The organism is Aneurinibacillus thermoaerophilus (assembly GCF_900099925.1).
Taxonomy (GTDB): domain Bacteria; phylum Bacillota; class Bacilli; order Aneurinibacillales; family Aneurinibacillaceae; genus Aneurinibacillus; species Aneurinibacillus thermoaerophilus.
Genome location: NZ_FNDE01000015.1, coordinates 34,795 through 57,067, shown reverse-complemented (window position 1 = coordinate 57,067; position 22,273 = coordinate 34,795). Strand labels below are relative to the sequence as shown.

Sequence of the window (22,273 nt, the reverse complement as noted above, 5' to 3'; positions counted from 1 at the left end):
GTGTCGTTACGGAAGAAGAATCAAGCAGGGAAAGGGCGTTTTACTCAAGATGGAAACAGAAAAACAAGATTGGTATCTTGAATACGAAATTCACAAAAATCGGCCCGGATTGTTAGGGGATATCGCTTCCATTCTTGGGATGCTGAAAATTAACATCGTGACGATTAACGGTGTCGAATCGCTGAATGGGAAGATTAATCGCCGACGCGGTTTACTGATTCGCACTGATGATGCAAAAAAAATCGAATTATTGGGCAGCATACTGGAGAAAGTTGAAAATATAACACTGCGCAAACTGCGTCAACCTACAATTTTGGACTTGCTTGCCGTGCGCCATGGACGCTACATTGAGCGTGACGCGGAAGACAAGCGGACGTTTCGCTTTGTGCGAGAAGAAATTGGGGTACTGGTTGACTTTATGGCTGAGATTTTCAAGCGGGAAGGTAACCAACTTATCGGCATTAGGGGCATGCCTCGTGTGGGCAAAACCGAATCAACGGTGGCGGCGTGTGTGTCTGCCAACAAGCGCTGGACATTTATTTCTTCCACGCTCTTGCGCCAGACTGTACGAAATCAGCTCACGGTGGAGGAAATGAACGGAAGCAAGCATGTGTATTTAATTGATGGCATTGTGTCAACCATGCGCAGCACCGAACGCCACGCGATGCTCATGCGTGAAGTTTTACGTATGCCGTGCACAAAAGTTATTGAACATCCGGATATTTTCGTGCGGGAAACCGAATATGAATTGTCTGATTTCGATTATATTATCGAGTTGCGTAACGATCCTGATGAGGAGATTACATATGAAAATATAGAAACAGGATTCTCCGGGTTCGACATTCCGTAGGGAGTTCCCGGAGTGGCAGGAGGTGGATGATTTGTCTGAGCTCGCAGAAGTTTTACGAAAAGCCAGACAGGCAAAAGGAATGTCGCTTGCTGAAATACAAGAGACAACTAAAATACAGCGCCGCTATCTGGAGGCGATTGAGAACGGAAATTTTGATGTGTTACCGGGGCATTTTTATGTCCGTGCGTTTATAAAAAGCTATGCCGAAGCGGTTGGACTTAATCCTGATGAATTAATTAGTCAGTATAGTTCCGAGCTTCCAGACCCGCCAAAGGTAGAGGAGTCTCCCCCACCGCTAAGGCAAAATCGGCACGGGCGTAAGGAGCGAGACGGCGCCAGCAGCAAATGGATGTCGCGTATTTTGCTTTATTTGTTCGCCATTCTTGTCATCGGGGTGATTGCGGCCGGAATTCATTATGCCCTGAAGAATCAGGGAGCCAATCCGGCTCTGCCACAGACGGAACCGAAAGAAGGGACGACTCCGGCAAAGAAAGAAATTATCGTTCCGCCACCGGATACGCCTGAAACGAAGCAACCGCCTCAGCAGCAACAGCCGCCGGTTGCGAACGGAAAGCTTACACCTGCACCGAAAACCGGCTCAGTTATTAATTATGAATTGACAGGTGCCGACAAAATTGTTGTAAAAGTAACGGCCAAGAAGGGCGATCACTGGATGGATGTATCCGGAACGAACGGTCGAGTTGGCATGAAAACGCTGAAAGAAGGTGAAAGCCAAACGTTTGAAGTGACGGAAGGAAACATGGCGCTTATCCGTGTTGTACGGGCGCGCGATGTCGAAGTGTTCGTCAATGGACAGCCTGTCGATACATCGGAAGCGAAGAAAAGCGGTACACAAAGAATTAAGATTGTTCGTAAATAGTCCCTGAAGTATCAGGGGCTTTTCTTTTGACACCTTTTTTTCAGTATATTATACTGATAAATGGAAAAATGGACGCTTGTGTCTACTGGACGGAGGAAATAGAGTGGATAAAACAGCAACAACAGAGAAAGTAGCGATCATCACGCTCGGATGCGAGAAGAACCTTGTTGACTCCGACATTATGTCACAGTTGATTGATGAGCGAGGCTACCTTCTTGTGGACGATCCGCAGAAAGCCGATGTCGTGATTGTAAATACGTGCGGCTTTATTGATGCGGCGAAAGAAGAGTCGATTAATACGATTCTCGAAGTTGCCGATCTGAAAGAACACGGGAACTTGAAATCTTTAATTGTAGCCGGCTGTCTTACGCAGCGCTATAAAGAAGTATTAATGCAGGAAATGCCAGAAATTGATGGGATTGTCGGAACCGGCGATTTTGATAAAATCACCCGGATTATCGAGGAATCGCTGGAGGGCAAAAAACCAGTTTTTGTTGGAAATCCGGTTTTTTCCTATGAGAATGCAACACGTCGCAGAGTTGAGAAAGGAACATATTCCGCGTATATTAAAATTGCGGAAGGTTGTGATAACAAGTGTACATTCTGTATTATTCCGCAACTTCGGGGCGCGTTCCGGAGCCGCACCATTGAATCCATCGTGGACGAAGCAAAAGAACTTGCTGCTCAAGGTGTGAAAGAGGTTAATCTGATTGCTCAGGATTCCACAAATTATGGGTTTGACATTTATGGTGAACGTGTGTTGCATAAGTTGTTGCGCAAAGTATCGGAAGTCGAAGGGATCGAATGGATTCGCCTTCACTATGCATATCCAGGATATTTTACCGATGAATTGATCCAAGAATTCGCGACCAATCCGAAAGTATGTAAATATATCGACATGCCACTACAGCATAGCGAAGACCGGGTGTTGAAACGCATGTTGCGCCCAGGACGCCAGCGTGATGTGCGTGAGCTTATCGCCAAAATCCGGTCAGCTGTGCCGGATGTGGCGCTTCGCACGTCCATCATTGTCGGTTTTCCGGGAGAAACGGAAGAAGAGTTTGAGAATCTTAAAGCGTTTTTACGGGAGATTCAGTTTGACCGTTTGGGCGTCTTTACGTATTCACAGGAGGAAGGAACGGCGGCCGCAAGATTGCCGGAACAGATCCCGGCGGATATTATCGAACGTCGAGCCAACGAATTGATGGAAGTTCAACGGGAGGTGGCCAGCGAACGCAACGGACGTTTTGTCGGTAAAGTGATTTCTGTGCTGATTGAAGCATATGATGGCAAGAATGATGTATACATTGGCCGTTCACAGTATGATGCGAGCGAAATTGACGGCGAAGTGTTTGTCACCGGCTATAAAGGCGAACTGGGACAAATCGTTCCGGTGCGTATCACCCATTCGTACGACTTTGATCTTGCGGGGGAGGTTATCTAGTTGAACCTGGCCAACCGGATTACGCTGGCACGAATTTTTCTTGTGCCAGTAGTTATGATTTTTTTGCTCGTGCGGTTTGATGATTTCGGATCGGTTAAAGTTGGAGGCGTGCAGATTACATACAGTGAAATGATCGCCGCGCTTATTTTTATTGTTGCCGCCGCGACGGATGGGCTTGACGGCTACATTGCCCGCTCCCGCAAAATGGTAACCAACTTGGGAAAATTTCTTGATCCGCTCGCTGACAAGCTTTTGATTTCCGCGGCTCTCATTTCGCTTGTGGAAATGCAGCGGCTGGACGCTTGGATAGCCGTGGTCATTATTAGTCGTGAATTTGCTGTAACGGGACTGCGTCTGGTAGCCGCGGCAGAAGGATTGGTTATTGCTGCAAGCAGGCTTGGCAAATGGAAGACGGTATTTCAGATTATCGCCGTAGCCGCGCTTATTTTGCAGAATTTCCCGTTTGAAACATGGCATTTTCCGTTTGCCACAATTATGGTTTGGGCGGCCGTGATTATGACAATTGTTTCCGGTGTGGAATACTTTGTAAAAAATAAAAAAGTGATTCCGCTCGCGTAACGTTCACCCGCCATTTTCGGCGGTTGATTTATTTGGGAGGCGTTTTACATATGAGAGCAGAAATTATTGCGGTCGGAACGGAGTTATTGCTTGGGCAAATCGCCAATACAAACGCCCAGTTCCTCTCGCAAAAGTTAGCGGAAATTGGAATCGGTGTCTATTACCATACTGTCGTCGGCGACAATGCTGATCGGCTGTACGTACAGATTCAAGAAGCGCTCAACCGTTCGGATTTGCTTATTTTTTCTGGAGGATTAGGGCCTACCAAAGATGACCTGACAAAAGAGACAGTTGCCAGAGCTGTCGGGAAGCCATTGGTGCATGACGAACAGGCGCTTGCGCGCATTATCGCTTACTTTAAACAGCGCGGCATGACGATGACGGAGAACAACCGTAAGCAGGCGCTTGTGGTGGAAGGAAGCCATGTATTGCCGAACGACCATGGCATGGCACCGGGGATGGTTATTGAACATAAAGGTAAACATCTCATGATGCTACCAGGGCCTCCGCGTGAATTGCATCCGATGTTTAACACGTATGGAATCCCCTACCTTTTGTCACTGATGGGTGGCAAAAACGTGGTGCACTCCAAAGTGCTTCGTTTTTTCGGTATTGGTGAGTCGGCCCTTGAAGAAGAGTTGATAGATTTAATTGATTCTCAAACGAATCCGACGATTGCGCCGCTTGCGGCTGAAGGGGAAGTCACGATTCGCTTGACCGCTAAAGCCAAAAGTGTGGTGGAAGCAGAGACGATGATCCGTTCCGTTGAAGAACAAATCGAAGCGCGCGTCGGACAATTTATTTATGGATATGACGATGATTCGCTCGCTTCGGTGCTGGTGCGTGAGTTAAGCGTACGTGGTGAAACGGTGGCATTTGCGGAGAGTGTGACAGGAGGTTTGGCGAGTCATTTACTCACTTCTATTCCGGGCAGTTCGGCCGCGCTGAAAGGTTCTATCATTTGCTATACAAATGAAGTAAAGGAAAAGCAACTAGGCGTGCCGCGGGATGTGCTTCAGACCACGGGAGCGGTGAGTGGCGACGCAGCGCGTATTATGGCGGAGCAAGTGCGTCTTAGAATCGGAAGTACATATGGAATTGCGATTACAGGAGAAGCTGGCCCACACGCGTCGGAGAAGTCTATAGGTCTCGTCTATATTGGCGCAAGCGATGGAAAACATACGAATGTCAGGGAACTTCGCCTATCCGGTCAGCGTGCCGCAATCCAGCTTCGTGCGGCAAAACATGCAATATTTACAATGCTTGAACGAATAAAAAAAGGTGGTTTTTAATATATGGCAAATTTTTCAGACTTCGCTTTACACAGGACGATTCAGCAAGCCATTTACGATATGGGCTTCGAAGAACCGTCGCCAATTCAAGAACAGTGTATTCCGAAAATTCTTGAAGGATACGATTTAATTGGACAGGCACAGACCGGAACGGGGAAAACCGCCGCGTTCGGTTTGCCGCTAATTGAGAAAGTAACAAACCGTAACGCTGTGCAGGCGATTGTCCTCACACCGACGCGAGAGTTGGCGATTCAGGTGTCCGGAGAACTGCGCAAAATCGCTAAATATAAGCGGATACGTACGCTTCCTATTTATGGTGGACAGTCCATTGGACACCAGATTCGTGCGCTGAAGCAGGGGGTACAGGTCGTCATTGGCACGCCGGGACGAGTGTTGGATCATTTGCGTCGTAAAACGTTACGTTTGGATCAGATCAGCATGCTGGTGTTGGACGAGGCGGATGAGATGCTCGATATGGGCTTCCAGGATGATATTGAGGCAATTATTAAAGAAACGCCATCTGATCGCCAGACGCTCCTTTTTTCGGCGACTATGCCACAGGAAATCCTGAGGCTTGCTCATAAATACATGAGCAACCCGAAGACGGTATCCATCAGCCGCAAAGAAGTGACCGCTCCGACGATTGAACAAGTGTATTACAAAGTATTTGAACGCAGCAAGCTTGAAAGTTTGTGTCGTATTCTAGACAGTGAAGAAATTGAACTCGGCATTGTATTTTGCCGTACGAAGCGCGGTGTGGATGAACTTACGGAAGCGCTTCAAGAGCGTGGATATCTGGCAAGCGGTTTGCATGGTGATTTAAGTCAGGCCCAGCGCGACAAAGTTATGCAGGCATTCCGCGACTCTACAATTGAGCTGCTTGTGGCGACTGATGTTGCAGCGCGTGGTATTGATGTGGGAAATGTGTCCCATGTCGTGAACTATGATATTCCGCAGGATCCGGAAAGCTATGTACATCGTATTGGTCGTACCGGCCGCGCCGGTCGGAAAGGCATCGCGATGACACTGGTAACCCCGCGCGAGATGAAGCAGTTGCGTACGATTGAAAAAATCGCGAAAACGACATTGGAGTCCCGTAATGTACCTTCATTTGAGGAAGTGATGGAACGCCAGCAAAGCATTTGGAAAGAACAGTTGATCTCCCTGTTAGAAAGCGATAGCGATTTGGCGCCGTTTATGGAAATGGTCGAGCAGCTGAAAGAAGAATACACGCTGGAAAAAGTGACAGCGGCCGCCCTTTCGCTTGCATTTGCACCGTCCGTTTCTTCGGTGGAAGAAGAGATGTACGACTTTGGCGAAACGGGTGCTTCCAAGGGAATGGTTCGCTTCTTTATGAACGTCGGCCGTAGCCTTGATCTCCGTCCTCCGGATTTGGTGAAAGAGATTTCCGAGCTGGTTGGTATCCCGAGTAAGGCAATTGGTCGGATTGATATTTTTGATAACTTCACGTTTATTGAAGTAGCGCAAGATATCGCACCGTTCGTGTATGAAGCGTTGCGTCATTCCCGCATCAAAGGAAAACGGGTGAATATTGAACCCGCCAAACCGCGCACCAAGCGATAAAACAAAGCTGAAAAAGCGCAAGCCCTCCCGCTTGGCATACTTGTCAGACAGGAGGGCTGTTTTATTGGATGAAGAACAGCAACGCTCGCGAGCTTTTTTCAGTGAATCATTGACCGCTTATCGGCAGGAAGCGTATGCCTGCGCTGTCACTGTTTTAATCGCTTCGTACGTAATATCAGTCAGCTGTTCTAATTCTTCCAAGCTCATCGAAAGAATCGGCATTAGCACGATTACCGGGCCTAGCGGGCGGATGATGGCGCCGTTTTGCCGTGCGTGCAGAATAACGTTATGCTCTACTTGCATATGCATGGGGAATGTTTTTTTGCTATCTTTATCTTGTACAAGTTCGATCCCGACCATCATGCCGCGTTGCCGCACGTCGCCGACGTGTGGAAGAGTGTGGAATTTTTCTAAATTCTGCGCAAGACACTCGATTTTTGCCACAAGGGAATCGATAAGCTTTTCGCGCTCGATAAGTTCAATGTTTTTAAGCGCGACCGCACAGGCAAGCTGATTTCCGGTATACGTATGTCCGTGGAAAAACGTGCGCAACTCTTCCGGTTCGCCCAGAAACGCTTCGTAAATTTCTTCCCGCACGAGCGTGGCCGCCAGAGGTAAGTAGCCGGCTGTCAATCCTTTGGCTACGCAGAGAAAGTCCGGCTCTACATTTTCTTGCTCGCAGGCGAATAGAGTGCCTGTACGACCGAAACCGACCGCCACTTCGTCGGCGATCATAAGTACGTTATAGCGGGTGCAAAGTTCGCGCACGCCGCGTAAAAACCCGTCTGGAGCGGTAATCATGCCGGCGGCTCCCTGTACAAGCGGCTCGATAATGAGCCCGGCAATTTCCTCATGATGTTCTCTTAACATCGTGTCCAAAGCTTTCAGGCACAACATTTTACACGCTTCCGCGTCGTTGTTTTCCGTAAGGCGGTACGTATACGGTGCCGGGGCTTCCAGACGTTCGAATAGCAGCGGCTTAAAGATATGGTGAAATGTTTCCATGCCTCCGACGCTAACCGAGCCGATCGTATCTCCATGATATGCTTCGCGCAGGGATATGAACTTGTTCTTTTTTCCGGCATACCGAATCGGATCTTTCAGCTGCCAGTATTGGTAGGCCATTTTCAGCGCGATTTCTACTGAGGTAGACCCTGAATCAGAGTAGAAAACTTTTGTTAGTCCTTTCGGGGTAATTTCTACTAACTTTTTTGCCAGCAGAATGGAGGGGACGTTTGCTGCTCCGAGCAGCGTTGAATGCGCTATTTTTCCCGCCTGCTGAATCAATGCCTCGTTCAGTTCTGGGTGGTTGTGGCCGTGCACGTTCACCCAGAGCGAAGAGTAACCGTCCAAATATTTGTTTCCTTCTACATCGTACAAGTAGCTTCCTTCGCCGCGTTCGATAATGAGCGGCTTTTCCCGGCGGTACGTTTTCATCTGGGTAAATGGATGCCACACATACTCTTTGTCCCACATCTCAAGGCTTTGAACTTCTTTTTTCTGCACAATTATCCCTCCTATTGTGATGATTGCGATACTATTATTTCTGCCCGTCTCAGACGTTCAAGCAGCAACGTAAGACGCAAGCTGCGCCCGATTTCAGGAAGTCGTTCACGTATCCGCTCAGGCTTAAAGTCCGTTATGTCAGGCAGCATACCGAGCACGGGCAGGTTCGTGAGGCTGCTTATGATTCGCACATTATCTTGCATCATTTCGCTTGGATTGTCCGGCATACGGTTTACAAGCAAGCCGAGGATCGGGATGCGGCAGGCCCGGGCATACTCAACGGTTAATATCGTATGGTTAATAGTACCAAGACCCGGATGCGTCACAATCAGCAGGGGTAGCCGGAGGTCGCGAATCAAATCCGCGGTCATGTACACCTCTTGCTTCTCTTCCATAATGGGTACTGCAAGCCCGCCTGCGCCTTCCACCAGTACAACATCATGCTTTTTCCTTAAGGTAGACAATTGCTGAGCGATGTGCCCCGGATTAATGCGTGTTCCGGTTTGGCGGGCCGCAAGATGGGGCGAGACGGCGGGCTCCATACAGTACGTACAGAGCGTATTCTGTTCATACGGGAGAGAATGAAGCGAACGGTAAAACGTCACATCTTCCGCAACAAGTCCTCCATCGCCCTGCACGCCTCCGCTTTGGATTGGCTTGTAAGGCACCGCGTCGTATCCGCACATGGATAAAAAAGCTGTCAGGCAGCCTGTAACCATTGTTTTGCCAACTCCCGTATCTGTTCCGGTGACGAAAAACGAAAGCCCCTGTTTCATGCTTTCACCGTCCAAGTAAAACGTCCTTTTAGCGGAGCGATTTGTTTATATACTTTGACAGCAATAATGGAGGCTATGATACAGAGTAAAAGATCGCCAGGCACTGCCAGCAGGAATCCGTAGAGAAACGTTTGCCAGAGCGTGAACGTTTTGCCTGCAATTATGTTCATGGCAATGTAGAGATAGGCTGTCCCCATCATGTATACGATGAATAGCCCGGCGAAATGGGCAAGGATGAAATCACGCAGATTCGGGTTCGTTTTTTTTTCGACAAAATGCCCAATTGTATAGGCGGCAATAGCAAATCCAACAAGGTAACCGAACGTAGGCTTCAGCACATATCCGAGTCCGCCGCCTTCGGTAAATACGGGTGCTCCGGCCAATCCAACGGCCAGATATACGAGTTGGCTGATCAGCCCGAGACGGCTACCAAGCAGTGAGCCGGCAAAGTAGACAAACAGAATTTGCAACGTAAACGGGACGACCGGCACGGGAATTTTGATGAATGCACCGATGGCGGTAAGCGCCGCGAACATGGCAGCGAGGATGAGGCCTGTTGTTGGAAGACCTGTTTTTTGTTTCATAGTTGCATTCCTCCTTCATGTAATCATTTTTTAGAAAAATGTTTCACCACGGTATGTATGTCGAAACATCAAAGGAAATGGACGAAGAACCGTGTTATTGTCAGAGTAAAAGCAATTCCTATCAATTGTCAACCTTTTTAATTTTTTAGTTAACAAATATATGGAAATAAATTCAAAATAAACTTGTGAAGCGAATGAGTGTTCGTAAAAAATGCTTGGCAAACATCTAAAAAAGAGGTAAAATAAATTACGTTGATAGGATGCTTATCAGTAGAATTGATATAAATATGAACGAAGGGAGCGATGGCTTTGTCCGATCGCAAAGCTGCTTTAGATATGGCCCTGCGCCAAATTGAAAAACAATTTGGCAAAGGTTCGGTAATGAAATTAGGAGAAATGGCTGCGACACAGCAAGTTGCCACTGTATCAAGCGGTTCAATTGCGCTTGATATTGCGCTCGGTATCGGTGGATACCCACGCGGTCGCATTATTGAGATATACGGTCCGGAGTCTTCCGGTAAGACGACGGTTGCACTACACGCCATCGCTGAAGTGCAGAAAACGGGCGGCACCGCCGCCTTCATTGATGCGGAGCACGCACTTGATCCGGTATATGCGCGCAAGTTGGGCGTAAATATCGACGAATTGCTTCTGTCTCAGCCGGATACGGGAGAGCAGGCGCTGGAGATTGCGGAAGCGCTCGTGCGCTCCGGTGCAATCGACATCATTGTCGTAGACTCTGTCGCCGCGCTTGTTCCGAAAGCGGAAATCGAAGGCGAGATGGGAGATTCACATGTCGGTTTGCAGGCTCGCCTGATGTCTCAGGCATTGCGCAAATTAGCTGGCGCAATTAATAAATCGAAAACGATTGCTATTTTTATCAATCAGCTCCGTGAGAAAGTGGGCGTTATGTTTGGTAACCCGGAGACAACACCGGGCGGACGCGCTCTAAAATTCTATTCGAGCGTGCGGCTTGATGTCCGCCGTGTTGAAACACTGAAACAGGGGAACGACATGGTAGGGAACCGCACGAAAATTAAAGTCGTGAAAAATAAAGTGGCGCCGCCGTTCAAAACGTGCGAAGTGGATATTATGTATGGCGAGGGAATTTCTCGCGAAGGAAGTTTGCTTGATATTGGAACTGAGCTGGATATTGTCAGCAAGAGCGGGGCTTGGTACTCCTACAATGATGAACGACTCGGTCAAGGCCGGGAGAACGCTAAACAATTCCTTAAGGACAATCCGGATATTGCGCACGCTATTGAGATGAAAATTCGCGATCATTTTGAATTGAACCAGAGCGTATCCTTGCCAACTGCGGAAGAAGACAACAAGGACGAAGAGTTTGTACTGGATTTCGAATAGGTGACGCATGTCTCTATTTAAAACGAAAGAAAGTTTAATTGCTTTATTTGTGTAAAGCTTTTAAACTTTCTTTTTTTTCTCATGGTATGGGAAAGCATATGCTGCTTTGTTTCGGTCGTTAAAGAATAAAAGAGTGCCTTTAGTAGCAAGTTGCTACCCACTGGTTTTCTCTTAGCTTGATTCTATCACAGAAAGGAGGGGCAGGGGGGAATATCGGACAACGGAACAGGCAGGAACTTGTTCTTGTCCGAAGCCTATTCCTTCCCCACCTATAGAGGTAGGGATCTCCTGCGCGAATACGATGAATGAAGAGGTACGGAAGGTGGCCGTTATTACACGGCTGGAACGCCAAAAAAAGAACCGGCACCGGATCAATGTGTATTTGAATGGAGAATATGCATTTGCTATCCATGAAGACGTTCTGATCAAGTACCGGCTAAATAAAGGGTGTGAGCTGGACGAGGTGGAGATGAGAGATGTGTTGGAGGCCGAAGAAAAGAACAGGGCCGAGCAGTATGGTTTACGATATATCAGCCACAGGTCACGCACGACGGAAGAAGTCCGGCAGCATTTGCTAGCGGGAGGCTTTCCACGTGAAGTGGTTGAGGAAGTAGTACAGGGCTTTATTCAAATGAAGTATTTGGATGATGCGCGGTACGCCCAACAGTGGGTTGAAGAGCGAATGCGGCTTAAGCCTCGGGGACGTCATCTGCTTCGGCAAGAACTGCAAAGGCGTGGTGTTGACGCGCGTCTGATAGAGGAAGCTTTTCATAATATGGAACAGGACGTGGAGGAGTCTGCTTGTCTGGAAGTCGCGCGGAAAAAATATGCTCGCCAGCATTTTGCATCGTATACGGAAATGCGGAATAAAATTGGTCCTTTTCTTCAGCGTAAGGGGTTTCCGCTCGACATTATCGCAAAAACGCTTGAAAAGCTGAAGAATGAGCGGCTAGAGAGAGAAAGATAACATCAATTGCTCATTCTTGACATTCTTGCGGTATGATGGCAAAATAAATTTGTATATTCTTCTTTATCGTGGTCCTCTATTTTTTCGCTAGCCTCGATTTGGAATATACACATATGTTTTACAGCGGAGAGATTGGGAAGCGATCTCGTTTTTTAACTAAATCGGTACTTGCTACAATTGTAACAAGACAAAAGACCTCAGATGCAAGGAGGTGACAGAAAGATGAACTTAGTACCTGCAATTCTCATTGCACTTGCATCTCTGGTGGTCGGAGCGGGAATTGGTTATTTTGTTCGTAAATCGTTGGCGGAGGCGAAGATTTCAAGCGCGGAAGAAGCCGCCCGCCAAATTGTAGACCAAGCCGAAAAAGAAGCGGAAGCACTGAAAAAGGAAAAAGTGCTTGAAGCGAAGGACGAAGTTCACAAACTGCGAACGGATGCCGAGAAAGACTTACGTGAAAGACGGAACGAGATCCAGCGCCTTGAGAAGCGCGTGTTGCAAAAAGAGGAATCGCTTGACCGGAAAATGGAGCTTTATGAACGGAAAGAAGCGGAGATTGAGCGCCGTGAGCAGGCGGTTAATGAAATGCACGCCAAAGCGGAAGAGTATCTGCAAGCTCAGGTAATAGAACTGGAACGTGTGTCCAATCTGACACGCGAAGAAGCGCGCGAAATTATCCTGCAGCAGGTAGAACAGGAAGTGCGTCATGAAGCGGCCATGATGGCTAAAGACATTGAACAGCAGGCGCGGGAAGAAGCGGACAAGAAAGCGCGCGAAATTATCACCACCGCAATTCAGCGTTGTGCTGCGGATCATGTGGCTGAAACGACCGTTTCGGTTGTCTCGCTACCAAACGATGAAATGAAAGGCCGCATTATCGGTCGAGAGGGACGAAATATACGCGCTTTGGAGACGCTTACGGGTATCGACTTGATTATTGATGATACTCCGGAAGCTGTTATCTTATCGGGTTTTGATCCCGTTCGTCGTGAAATTGCGCGAACCGCACTGGAGAAGCTTGTGGCAGATGGACGCATCCATCCTGCGCGCATTGAAGAAATGGTGGAGAAAGCGCGCCGTGAAGTGGATGAACGTATCCGTGAGTACGGCGAGCAAGCGACGTTTGAGACGGGGATTCACGGGCTTCATCCTGACCTTATCAAAATTCTGGGCCGTTTGAAGTACCGTACAAGTTATGGACAGAACGTGCTGAAACATTCCATTGAAGTTGCCCATTTGTGCGGCTTGATGGCTGCGGAACTAGGCGAAGACCAGACGCTGGCGAAGCGAGCCGGTCTTCTGCATGATATCGGCAAGGCGATCGATCATGAAGTCGAAGGTTCACATGTTGAAATTGGGGTCGAATTAGCGAAAAAGTATAAAGAACATCCTGTTGTTATTAACGGAATTGCCTCACACCATGGGGATTGCGAACCAACATCGGTTATTGCGATGCTGGTGGCCGCGGCAGACGCTTTGTCCGCCGCTCGTCCAGGGGCGCGCCGCGAAACACTTGAGACGTATATTCGTCGTCTAGAGAAACTTGAAGAAATTTCCGAGTCGTTTGAAGGCGTGGAAAAATCGTATGCGATTCAGGCAGGACGCGAAGTCCGCATTATGGTGAAGCCGGAGCAAATCGATGATTTGGAAGCGCATCGGTTGGCGCGCAACATTACTAAGAAAATTGAAAGCGAGCTCGACTACCCGGGACACATTAAAGTTACGGTTATTCGGGAAACCCGGGCAGTTGAATATGCAAAATAAGAGACAAAAGCTTCTCCGAGCGATCGGCAGAAGCTTTTGTTTGCATCGGCCCATGAAAGGAGAGACTACATGAGATTGTTGTTTATCGGTGATGTGGTGGGGGCTCCTGGCCGCAAGATGCTTCAGGAAATGTTGCCGCGCTTGAAAAATAAATACAATCCGCATTTTACGATAGTAAATGGAGAAAACGCGGCATCAGGGCGAGGCATTACACCGAAAATTGCAAACGAGTTTTACGAGTGGGGGGCCGGCGTCATTACGCTTGGCAACCATTCATTTGACAACAAGGAAGTGTTCGAGTTTATTGATGATGAACCGCGCATTGTGCGACCGGCAAACTATGCGCCTGGCGCGCCCGGACGCGGCGTCACATTCTTGAAAGGCGCGGCGGGAGGAGAACTTGCGGTAATTAATTTGCAGGGGCGTACGTTTTTGCCTCCGTCCGATTGCCCGTTCCGCACAGCCGAACAAATCGTGGAACAGGTGCGGAAACGCACACCATATATTTTCGTCGATTTCCACGCAGAGGCGACGTCGGAGAAACAAGCGATGGGCTGGTTTCTGAATGGTAAAGTAAGCGCTGTGGTTGGAACCCATACGCATGTACAGACCGCGGATGAAAGAATTCTTCCTGGGGGTACGGCGTATTTGACCGATGTCGGGATGGTTGGTCCGCGCGATAGTATTTTGGGAATGGAGCGCGAAGCGGTGCTGAAGAAATTTTTGACTGGTTTGCCCGTACGATTTGAAGTGGCCATGGTTAAAGCGCAATTAAACGGGGTAATTATTGATATGGAAAAAAACACCGGTCGTGCGATCTCTATTCAGCGGATTATGATTGACGAAGCTCACCCGTTCATGGAGTAGTTGGTTTTGAATTTTCGTATTTTTTTCTCCCAAAATAGTAAGGAACAGGAATGATTTGTACCTTCGCCGAATAGAGTAATTGTGGTAATTATCAATCTATCTAAGGAGGTACTTGAGATGGAGGTATTAAAAGTTTCAGCAAAGTCCAACCCTAATTCTGTCGCTGGTGCCCTGGCCGGTGTTCTGCGCGAACGCGGCGCAGCTGAGCTTCAAGCCATCGGAGCGGGTGCACTTAACCAAGCAATTAAAGCCGTAGCGATCGCAAGAGGGTTTGTAGCACCGAGTGGTGTTGACTTAATCTGCATCCCCGCCTTCACCGATATTATGATAGAAGGCGAAGAACGAACCGCGATTAAATTAATCGTCGAACCTAGATAGTTGAATAACCACACCGGTCTTCTATTAGCTGTGCCTGTTTATTCATTAGAATAAGCAGGCTTTTTTTCGTCGTATAGGAAAGGATATGTTGCTTTAAAATATTTCCGAAGGAGAGGATCGTGTTTTAGCATTGCCGAAAAGGGTGTTAAGCGGAGAAAAAGACAGAATTTCGTTTTTTTATTTGATTTTTTTTTATGTTTTTTCATATTAGGGAAAGGGAAAGTTAATTTTGTTAGAATAAATCTTTAAGGAAGGGTTGAAATTTACATGAGAGAGGACTACAATGATAAAAGTTTGAAGTACACAATTTGTTCATATTTTTTAAATAGATACATACAGTAATGACCTGACCAGTGGAAAAGGGCTCAACACTTAGTGTATCTGTTTAAAAAATGATACACTTTTCAGCTGAAAAGATCGATTTATCGTCTTGAAGGGGTGGAGTTCATGATTAGTCAACTTTCTTGGAAAGTTGGAGGACAACAAGGTGAAGGGATTGACAGTACGGGCGAGATTTTTGCGATTGCGCTCAATCGTCTCGGGTATTACTTGTATGGGTACCGCCATTTCTCTTCCCGCATCAAAGGTGGTCACACCAATAATAAAATTCGCGTAAGCACAAAGCCTCTAGGAGGAATTTCTGACAAGCTCGATATTTTGGTTGCGTTCGACCAGGAAACGATCGACGTTAACAGCCCTGAGCTTCGCAAAGGCGGCGTGATTATTGGCGATTCCAAGTTTAACCCGAAAGCGCCTGAAGGAATGGATGTTCGTCTATTCTCTGTACCTTTCACTGAGATTGCCGAAGAACTCGGAACGTCTCTAATGAAAAACATGGTAGCCATCGGAGCTTCCAGCGCCCTGTTAGGTCTGCCGGTAGAATCGTTCACTGAAGTGGTGGATGAACTGTTCGGCAAAAAAGGTCAAAAAGTTGTAGAGAAAAACATGGAAGCCATTAAGCGTGGTGCCGAGTTTGTAGATAAAGAAGCGGGCGGTCCGATTGAAGATCTGCGCCTAGAAGCTGCTGACGGCAAAAAGCGCATGTTCATGATCGGTAACGACGCCATTGCGCTTGGCGCACTTGTGGCAGGCTGTCGTTTTATGCCGGCCTATCCGATTACTCCAGCATCAGAAATTATGGAATACTTGGTTAAGAAGCTGCCTGAATTCGGTGGTACGGTTATTCAAACCGAAGACGAGATCGCTGCTGTAACAATGGCGATTGGCGCCAACTACGGCGGTGTACGTGCGATGACAGCCTCCGCCGGTCCTGGTCTTTCCCTGATGGCGGAAGCGATTGGTCTGGCCGGTATTACGGAAACACCGCTTGTTATCGTGAATACGCAACGTGGTGGCCCGTCCACAGGTATGCCGACCAAGCAAGAACAGTCCGATGTAAACGCGATGATTTATAACACACACGGCGAAATTCCGAAAGTTGTAATTGCGCCGAGCACGGCGGAAGAAGCGTTCTATGATACAGTGGAAGCATTCAATATTGCTGAAGAATATCAGGTGCCGGTCATCGTGCTTTCCGATTTGCAACTATCTCTTGGTAAGCAAACAGTTGAGCCGCTTGATTTGAATCGTGTGGAAATTCGCCGCGGTAAGTTTCTCGGCGGACAAGACATTCCAGAGCAGGAAGGCGAACTTTTTAAGCGCTATGAGGTAACGGAAGACGGCATTTCGCCGCGCGTAATTCCGGGACAGAAAAACGGTATTCACCACGTAACGGGCGTTGAGCATACCGACACAGGACGTCCAACGGAAGATCCGGTACTTCGTATGAAGCAAATGGATAAGCGTCTCCGTAAGCTGAAAAACCTGAAAGTAGATACGCCAGTATACAAAGACGTACAGCACGAAGAAGCTGATGTGTTGCTGGTGGCGATGGGCGGTACGCGCGGTGCCGTTATGGAAGCGAAAGAACGCCTCGCGGCTGAAGGCGTAAAAATTAATTATGCCCATGTTCGTCTTATCCATCCGTTCCCAGTGGCTGAGATGAAGAAATTGGTGGAGAAAGCGAAGAAAGTAATTGTTATCGAGCACAACGCAACCGGTCAATTAGCTGACCAGCTCAAACTGCATGTGGGAATGGCCGAGAAGATTAACAGCATTCTGAAGTATGACGGCAATCCGTTCCTGCCTGGCGAAATCTACAATAAATGCAAGGAGCTGTTGTAAGATGGCAACATTTAAAGATTTCCGCAATAGCGTTAAACCTAACTGGTGTCCGGGATGCGGAGATTTCTCCGTACAGGCGGCGATTCAACGTGCTGCGGCCAACGTAGGGCTCGAACCTGAGAATCTTGCAGTTATTTCCGGTATCGGATGTTCCGGACGTATTTCCGGTTATATCAATGCATACGGCGTGCACGGTATTCACGGGCGTGCGCTTCCGATCGCGCAGGGACTGAAAATGGCCAACCGCGAATTGACGGTTATCGCTGCCGGTGGTGACGGCGATGGTTTTGCGATCGGAATGAGCCATACGATTCATGCGATCCGCCGTAATATGGACATTACGTATATCGTAATGGATAACCAAATCTATGGCCTGACGAAAGGTCAAACCTCTCCTCGTTCGGCTGAAGGATTTGTGACGAAATCCACGCCAAAAGGCTCTATCGAGCCTGCAATGAAGCCGCTGGAACTGGCGCTTGCATCCGGCGCGACATTCGTGGCACAAACAATGTCCAGCGATCTGAAAGGTATGACCAGCTTAATCGAACAAGGTATTAAGCATAAAGGCTTTGCGCTGATCAACGTATTTAGCCCATGCGTAACATTCAACAAAATCAACACGTACGATTGGTTCAAAGAGCATGTGAAAAACCTGAGCGATATCGAAGGTTACGATCCGCATGACCGCATTGCCGCAATGCGTGTGCTTATGGAAACAGACGGTCTGGTAAATGGTCTGATTTACCAAAACACGGAACGTGAATCGTATGAAGCGCTGGTACCTGGCTTCCGCGAAGAAGGTCTTGCGAAACAGGAACTCAAAATCGACGAAGCGAAATTCCAAAAGCTTGTCAGCGAGTTTATGTAATCATAAGCGAAATCAAGCACCGACTGCCGTATGGCGCTCGGTGCTTTTTTTTTATCTCTGTTGCACAAAAAAACATGGAATTGGCAATGCGTTGTCTGCTTTTGTTATCATAAGTGTGCAGGAGAAAAACGAAAGGATGGGCAAAGAATGAGGCTTACGGTATTAGGCTTTGAGTCACCGGCCCCAGGTCCGGGCGGAGCGACCCCTGGGTATCTGCTGGAAACAGCGGCAGGAAAGCTATTAATTGATTGCGGAAGCGGTGTGTACGCACAATTGATGAAGCATATTCGGATAGAGGAATTGTCTGCGGTTGTGCTTTCTCATTATCATCATGATCATATTTGCGATATGCCGATTTTGCAGTACGGCGTTATGATGGCCTCCATTTTTGGCAAGCGAAATGGTACGTTTCCGGTATACGGTCCGGCCGAGCCGCAGGATTGGGCGCATAAGATGACATATCACCAGTATACAGTTCTACACACGGTAATGGAGAATAGTGTGCTGCATCTGGCCGGCGTTGAGATTTCGTTTTTACGCACCGATCATCCGATCATGTGTTATGCGATGAAAATAACGGATGGGAGGAAGACGATTGTATACGGGGCTGACACCGGGCCAGGCACAAATTGGGACATCTTTGCGGTGGATTGCGATTTGTTTATTTGCGAAAGTACGTTTACAACGGAATATGTGCCACGGGGAAAGCGTGCCCATCTTTCTGCCCGGGAAGCAGCACAGATGGCGGAGCGCATTCGGGCCAAACAATTGCTACTTACGCATTTGTCGCCTGACATCCCACGGAAGAAGTATGAGGACGACGCGGCGGCAGGAAGGTATTCCGGCTGCTGGCAGCTTGCCGAAATCGGGCAGGTGATTGAGATATGAACACGATGGAGGCGCATAACCGCGCGCGCTTGCCGCGTATTACGGAGATGGCGCACCGTCTTTTGGCTGAGCGTGTAAAGGCGGGGGATACGGTTGTCGATGCAACGGCCGGCAACGGGCATGACACGCTGTTTTTAGCCGGGCTAGTTGGAGAGACAGGCATGGTACACGCCTACGATATTCAGGAAGCCGCCATTCAAGCGACTGCCGCGCGCTTGGAGAAAGCGGGCATGAGCGACTGCGTTGTTCTGCATCATGCTTCCCACACCGAGATCTCAGCGCTTGCCGCTCCGTTACAAGCCGTCATTTTCAACCTAGGGTATCTCCCTGGTTCTAATAAAACGATCATTACGCGCGCTGATTCAACGTTACAGGCTGTTCAGGCGGCGTTGTCCCGCCTTGTATCCGGTGGCATCGTACTGTTGGTTGTATATCGCGGTCACGCGGGCGGAGAAGAGGAAGCAGCCGTCTTGGAAGCGTATGTACGCAAATTGCCAGCGCGAGAATTTCTTGTTCTCAAATATGAATACATAAACCCGGAGAATCAGCCACCATATATTTTAGCCATTGAAAAAAAATGAGTGCAAAGAGGGGTACGCAAACGCGTATCCCTCATTTATTTTATGCCCGGTTCCCTGGCAGACCAGCTTTTCGTTGGAAGGGGACTTTGACATTTTTGAAGCCGGCGTTATGCGGTGTGGGTTGATGTTGCTGTGTGTGAGCTTCTCGAGCGCGTGGTTTTCCGGGCGGCTTATACAGTTCCGTTGCGAATTCAGCTCGTGCAAAGTCCCGTTTGTTGCGAAAAATGTCATGATGATTCGGCATTTTGGTCACCTCCAGGTTTTTTCGGGGCGTAATTGTAGTATATCCGTCATAAAGAGGGACATAGATGTTAATATTTTCAACGCTTATTTGCGAATTTTATAGGTAAAAAAGTATGATTTGTATTTTTTTCTAGGAACTTCCTCATCTTTTTTGTTGAAAGTTATTTTACAAATGGGTATAATTGCCTAGTAAAGAATTATCTCGCTATGTAAAAAAAAGCAGAATAAATAAGCTGATTTTAATTGTGGATGGCGTTTCATTGATACGCATGATGTGATGAAAGGCTTTTTAACATAAGTAGCGAGAAGCCCCCTTTTTCTATAGGCGGGAGATGGATTGTTCTTTCTTTTGTATTTACAAAAAGTATGTTTCGTAAATGGGAAGAACGGCTACACATTTTGTACACATTACATGAGATATATGGGGGATGGAGAAGCATGCAAGCAGATCAAGTGAACGCGATTCTTTGTGGGACGCGAAGCGTGCTGGAAAATCATTTGGGAATGCAAGTTGTACCTGGCAAACCTTCTTTGCAGGTGAATCCGATCTTTTCTGGCCAGATATCTGTCATCGTCGGAATGACTGGATCGTTGAAAGTGGATTTGATCCTTGGAATGACGCAAAAAATGGTTTGTTCCATCATTGGACGGATGTTTGGTGGTATAGAAATAAATGAAATCGACGAAATGGGATGGAGCGCGTTTTCTGAATTTGGGAACTGGGTAGGTGCGGCATGTTGTACAGAATTGGCGAATAACGGTTACAGCGTTAATATTACGCCGCCGATTATCAACGAAGGGGAAAGCAAATTCCGTTCTGTGCATAAGTTTATCAGCATTCCATTCTGTGTCGAAGGAAGCGAAATCATGGTACACATAAGCGCACAAGGATAGGAAAAAGGGAACAGGCGGATAAGCGGAGGACCTACTTTTCGCTCACCCGCCTGTTTTTTATGGCAAATGGGTTTCGTCATTTACGGGCCAGGAGGCGTTATGGTCGTTATAAAAACCATGTTGGCTAAACCTTCCTTTGTATGTAAAGGATTTTTATTTTATAATTAATTACTTGACTTTTCCTTTGTTTTTATGCTGTTAGTTATGTATAATTCTAGTCGTATCAATATTAAATCATTATTTTTTACGGAGGTTATTATGACACAAGAAGTAAAAAACAATGCATCTTCTTCCGTGGACTTAAAATCCACCAAGAAGGAGAAGGATTACAGCAAATATTTCATCGGTACGCCGCCGAGTTTGAAAGAAGCGAAAAAACGGACGAAAAACGGAATCGCCTACAATCAATTCGAAGGCATTCCAGATGACCTAAAAGATCTGGGGAAAGGCCGCATGTTTCTCATTCGCACGTACGGATGCCAGGCCAACGAACATGACACAGAGACAATTATCGGCCTGCTTCAGGCAATGAGCTTTACACCGACGGAAGATGAGAAGGAAGCGGACATTATCCTGTACAATACTTGTGCAGTTCGCGAAAATGCGGAAGATAAAGTATTTGGTGAGCTGGGCCGTCTGAAGCCATTGAAGAAGGAAAAGCCTGAGCTTATTCTTGGCGTGTGCGGCTGTATGTCACAGGAGGAAGCGGTTGTGAACCGCATCCTGAAAAACTTCCAGCATGTCGATCTTATTTTTGGTACGCACAATATTCACCGCCTGCCGGTGCTTTTGCGTGACGCATTCTTTAACAAGGAAATGGTCGTTGAAGTGTGGTCCAAAGAGGGCGACGTTGTAGAGAATTTGCCGAAAGTCCGCAAAGAAGGCTTACGCGCATGGGTAAATATCATGTATGGCTGTGATAAGTTCTGTACGTACTGTATCGTGCCGTATACGCGCGGAAAAGAGCGCAGCCGCCGTCCGGAAGACGTGATTGCGGAAGTACGGGATCTGGCGCGCCAGGGCTACAAGGAAATCTATCTCCTTGGTCAAAACGTAAACGCCTACGGCAAGGATTTTACGGATATTGAGTTTGGTTTTGGCGACTTGATGGATGAAGTGCGCAAAATCGACGTGCCGCGTATTCGTTTTACGACAAGCCATCCACGTGACTTTGATGACCACCTGATCGAAGTGCTTGCCAAGCGCGGCAATCTTGTAGAACATATTCACCTGCCCGTGCAATCCGGCAATAATGAAATTCTAAAAAAGATGGCACGTAAATATACGCGTGAACAATACCTCGAACTTGTGCGCAAAATCAAAGAAGCGATTCCGGACGTTGTGCTGACGACGGACATTATCGTCGGCTTCCCGGGCGAAACAGAAGAGCAGTTTGAGGATACGCTGTCGCTTGTGGAAGAAGTTGGATTTGATTCCGCCTACACGTTTATTTATTCGCCGCGTCATGGCACACCAGCCGCAGGCATGGAAGACAACGTAAGCGAAGAAGAAAAGAAAGAGCGTTTGCAACGCTTGATTAATCTGGTACAGCGCATCGGACGGGAGAAAAATGAAGCGCTCCGCGGCAAAGTTGTAGAAGTATTGGTAGAAGGCCCAAGCAAAAACAATCCAGATATGATGACTGGCCGCACGCGTACAAACAAAATTGTCCATTTTAAAGGAACTGAAGACTGTATCGGACAGTTGATTCATGTTAAAATAACAGAGCCACAAACTTGGACATTATACGGTGAGGTCGTCACCAAAGTAGAGGTGTAG

The 22,273-nt window shown here is 47.6% G+C and carries 21 protein-coding genes; 17 read left to right on the top strand and 4 right to left on the bottom strand.

Annotated features, from left to right (window positions below):
• Positions 1-49 precede the first annotated feature (49 nt).
• The 6 genes from BLR88_RS09465 (at position 50) to BLR88_RS09440 (ending at position 6,629) form a co-directional block, all read left to right on the top strand.
• Positions 50-850, top strand: a complete 801-nt coding sequence (locus BLR88_RS09465) for a DUF3388 domain-containing protein (RefSeq protein WP_057899243.1) — start codon at positions 50-52, stop codon at positions 848-850.
• A 31-nt stretch (positions 851-881) separates the two neighbouring features.
• Positions 882-1,730, top strand: a complete 849-nt coding sequence (locus BLR88_RS09460; protein WP_091260527.1) for a helix-turn-helix domain-containing protein — start codon at positions 882-884, stop codon at positions 1,728-1,730.
• A 103-nt stretch (positions 1,731-1,833) separates the two neighbouring features.
• The gene (rimO, locus tag BLR88_RS09455) at positions 1,834-3,174 is read left to right on the top strand and encodes a 30S ribosomal protein S12 methylthiotransferase RimO (protein WP_057899241.1); all 1,341 of its coding nucleotides are present in this window, start codon (positions 1,834-1,836) and stop codon (positions 3,172-3,174) included.
• Positions 3,175-3,753, top strand: coding sequence for a CDP-diacylglycerol--glycerol-3-phosphate 3-phosphatidyltransferase (gene pgsA / locus BLR88_RS09450; RefSeq protein ID WP_057899240.1), 579 nt, complete (start codon positions 3,175-3,177; stop codon positions 3,751-3,753).
• Positions 3,754-3,803: 50 nt separating this feature from the next.
• Entirely contained in the window at positions 3,804-5,045 is a 1,242-nt protein-coding gene (locus BLR88_RS09445; RefSeq protein WP_057899239.1) for a competence/damage-inducible protein A, read from the top strand.
• 3 nt (positions 5,046-5,048) lie between these two features.
• On the top strand, positions 5,049-6,629 hold the full coding sequence (locus tag BLR88_RS09440; RefSeq protein WP_091260525.1) for a DEAD/DEAH box helicase: 1,581 nt from the start codon (positions 5,049-5,051) through the stop codon (positions 6,627-6,629).
• 117 nt (positions 6,630-6,746) lie between these two features.
• On the opposite strand, the gene bioA is transcribed toward BLR88_RS09440, so the two are convergent.
• Genes bioA through BLR88_RS09425 form a run of 3 tightly spaced genes read right to left on the bottom strand, consistent with a single transcriptional unit; the run spans position 6,747 to position 9,495 of the window.
• On the bottom strand, positions 6,747-8,105 hold the full coding sequence (bioA, locus tag BLR88_RS09435) for an adenosylmethionine--8-amino-7-oxononanoate transaminase (protein WP_057900362.1): 1,359 nt from the start codon (positions 8,103-8,105) through the stop codon (positions 6,747-6,749).
• A 41-nt stretch (positions 8,106-8,146) separates the two neighbouring features.
• A complete protein-coding gene (gene bioD, locus BLR88_RS09430; protein ID WP_057899237.1) occupies positions 8,147-8,911 on the bottom strand; it encodes a dethiobiotin synthase in 765 nt (254 codons plus the stop codon).
• On the bottom strand, positions 8,908-9,495 hold the full coding sequence (locus BLR88_RS09425) for a biotin transporter BioY (RefSeq protein WP_057899236.1): 588 nt from the start codon (positions 9,493-9,495) through the stop codon (positions 8,908-8,910). Before BLR88_RS09425 ends, bioD begins: the two co-directional genes overlap by 4 nt.
• Before the next feature lie 309 nt (positions 9,496-9,804).
• Here BLR88_RS09425 and recA point away from each other — a divergent pair, with 309 nt between their 5' ends.
• The 9 genes from recA to BLR88_RS09380 all read left to right on the top strand — a co-directional run bounded on the left by recA (position 9,805) and on the right by BLR88_RS09380 (position 19,357).
• Entirely contained in the window at positions 9,805-10,860 is a 1,056-nt protein-coding gene (gene recA, locus BLR88_RS09420) for a recombinase RecA (RefSeq protein ID WP_057899235.1), read from the top strand.
• Between the two features lie 301 nt (positions 10,861-11,161).
• Positions 11,162-11,827 carry a RecX family transcriptional regulator gene (locus BLR88_RS09415; RefSeq protein WP_091260521.1) on the top strand — a complete coding sequence of 222 codons (666 nt, stop codon included), beginning with the start codon at positions 11,162-11,164 and terminating at the stop codon, positions 11,825-11,827.
• Positions 11,828-12,049: 222 nt separating this feature from the next.
• Positions 12,050-13,591, top strand: a complete 1,542-nt coding sequence (gene rny, locus BLR88_RS09410; RefSeq protein ID WP_057899233.1) for a ribonuclease Y — start codon at positions 12,050-12,052, stop codon at positions 13,589-13,591.
• A 69-nt stretch (positions 13,592-13,660) separates the two neighbouring features.
• A complete protein-coding gene (locus BLR88_RS09405) occupies positions 13,661-14,458 on the top strand; it encodes a TIGR00282 family metallophosphoesterase (RefSeq protein WP_057899232.1) in 798 nt (265 codons plus the stop codon).
• Positions 14,459-14,575: 117 nt separating this feature from the next.
• Entirely contained in the window at positions 14,576-14,836 is a 261-nt protein-coding gene (locus BLR88_RS09400) for a stage V sporulation protein S (RefSeq protein ID WP_057899231.1), read from the top strand.
• A 447-nt stretch (positions 14,837-15,283) separates the two neighbouring features.
• Positions 15,284-17,020 (top strand): 2-oxoacid:acceptor oxidoreductase subunit alpha, encoded by a 1,737-nt coding sequence (locus BLR88_RS09395; protein ID WP_057899230.1) that lies wholly within the window; start codon positions 15,284-15,286, stop codon positions 17,018-17,020.
• 1 nt (position 17,021) lies between these two features.
• Positions 17,022-17,888: a 2-oxoacid:ferredoxin oxidoreductase subunit beta gene (locus BLR88_RS09390; RefSeq protein ID WP_057899229.1), complete on the top strand. Its 867-nt coding sequence runs from the start codon at positions 17,022-17,024 to the stop codon at positions 17,886-17,888.
• 147 nt (positions 17,889-18,035) lie between these two features.
• Positions 18,036-18,776, top strand: coding sequence for an MBL fold metallo-hydrolase (locus tag BLR88_RS09385; RefSeq protein WP_057899228.1), 741 nt, complete (start codon positions 18,036-18,038; stop codon positions 18,774-18,776).
• Positions 18,773-19,357 (top strand): class I SAM-dependent methyltransferase, encoded by a 585-nt coding sequence (locus tag BLR88_RS09380; RefSeq protein WP_236781878.1) that lies wholly within the window; start codon positions 18,773-18,775, stop codon positions 19,355-19,357. The genes BLR88_RS09385 and BLR88_RS09380 overlap by 4 nt, the downstream gene beginning before the upstream one ends.
• 40 nt (positions 19,358-19,397) lie before the next feature.
• Here BLR88_RS09380 and BLR88_RS09375 read toward each other — a convergent pair whose 3' ends face one another.
• Complete coding sequence (locus BLR88_RS09375) at positions 19,398-19,601, bottom strand: hypothetical protein (RefSeq protein ID WP_057899227.1); 204 nt, start codon at positions 19,599-19,601, stop codon at positions 19,398-19,400.
• Positions 19,602-20,038: 437 nt separating this feature from the next.
• Between BLR88_RS09375 and BLR88_RS09370 the strand changes: the two genes are divergently transcribed.
• Positions 20,039-20,494 carry a chemotaxis protein CheX gene (locus BLR88_RS09370; RefSeq protein WP_057899226.1) on the top strand — a complete coding sequence of 152 codons (456 nt, stop codon included), beginning with the start codon at positions 20,039-20,041 and terminating at the stop codon, positions 20,492-20,494.
• A gap of 258 nt (positions 20,495-20,752) precedes the next feature.
• Complete coding sequence (gene miaB, locus BLR88_RS09365) at positions 20,753-22,273, top strand: tRNA (N6-isopentenyl adenosine(37)-C2)-methylthiotransferase MiaB (protein ID WP_091260517.1); 1,521 nt, start codon at positions 20,753-20,755, stop codon at positions 22,271-22,273.

Bases quoted from the DNA above. Each gene is read 5' to 3' on its own strand.
- BLR88_RS09465 (WP_057899243.1), top strand. From the start codon at position 50: ATGGAAACAGAAAAACAAGATTGGTATCTTGAATACGAAATTCACAAA.
- BLR88_RS09445 (WP_057899239.1), top strand. From the start codon at position 3,804: ATGAGAGCAGAAATTATTGCGGTCGGAACGGAGTTATTGCTTGGGCAA.
- BLR88_RS09440 (WP_091260525.1), top strand. From the start codon at position 5,049: ATGGCAAATTTTTCAGACTTCGCTTTACACAGGACGATTCAGCAAGCC.
- bioA (WP_057900362.1), bottom strand. From the start codon at position 8,105: ATGTGGGACAAAGAGTATGTGTGGCATCCATTTACCCAGATGAAAACG.
- bioD (WP_057899237.1), bottom strand. From the start codon at position 8,911: ATGAAACAGGGGCTTTCGTTTTTCGTCACCGGAACAGATACGGGAGTT.
- BLR88_RS09425 (WP_057899236.1), bottom strand. From the start codon at position 9,495: ATGAAACAAAAAACAGGTCTTCCAACAACAGGCCTCATCCTCGCTGCC.
- BLR88_RS09415 (WP_091260521.1), top strand. From the start codon at position 11,162: ATGAATGAAGAGGTACGGAAGGTGGCCGTTATTACACGGCTGGAACGC.
- rny (WP_057899233.1), top strand. From the start codon at position 12,050: ATGAACTTAGTACCTGCAATTCTCATTGCACTTGCATCTCTGGTGGTC.
- BLR88_RS09405 (WP_057899232.1), top strand. From the start codon at position 13,661: ATGAGATTGTTGTTTATCGGTGATGTGGTGGGGGCTCCTGGCCGCAAG.
- BLR88_RS09400 (WP_057899231.1), top strand. From the start codon at position 14,576: ATGGAGGTATTAAAAGTTTCAGCAAAGTCCAACCCTAATTCTGTCGCT.
- BLR88_RS09395 (WP_057899230.1), top strand. From the start codon at position 15,284: ATGATTAGTCAACTTTCTTGGAAAGTTGGAGGACAACAAGGTGAAGGG.
- BLR88_RS09390 (WP_057899229.1), top strand. From the start codon at position 17,022: ATGGCAACATTTAAAGATTTCCGCAATAGCGTTAAACCTAACTGGTGT.
- BLR88_RS09385 (WP_057899228.1), top strand. From the start codon at position 18,036: ATGAGGCTTACGGTATTAGGCTTTGAGTCACCGGCCCCAGGTCCGGGC.
- BLR88_RS09380 (WP_236781878.1), top strand. From the start codon at position 18,773: ATGAACACGATGGAGGCGCATAACCGCGCGCGCTTGCCGCGTATTACG.
- BLR88_RS09375 (WP_057899227.1), bottom strand. From the start codon at position 19,601: ATGCCGAATCATCATGACATTTTTCGCAACAAACGGGACTTTGCACGA.
- BLR88_RS09370 (WP_057899226.1), top strand. From the start codon at position 20,039: ATGCAAGCAGATCAAGTGAACGCGATTCTTTGTGGGACGCGAAGCGTG.
- miaB (WP_091260517.1), top strand. From the start codon at position 20,753: ATGACACAAGAAGTAAAAAACAATGCATCTTCTTCCGTGGACTTAAAA.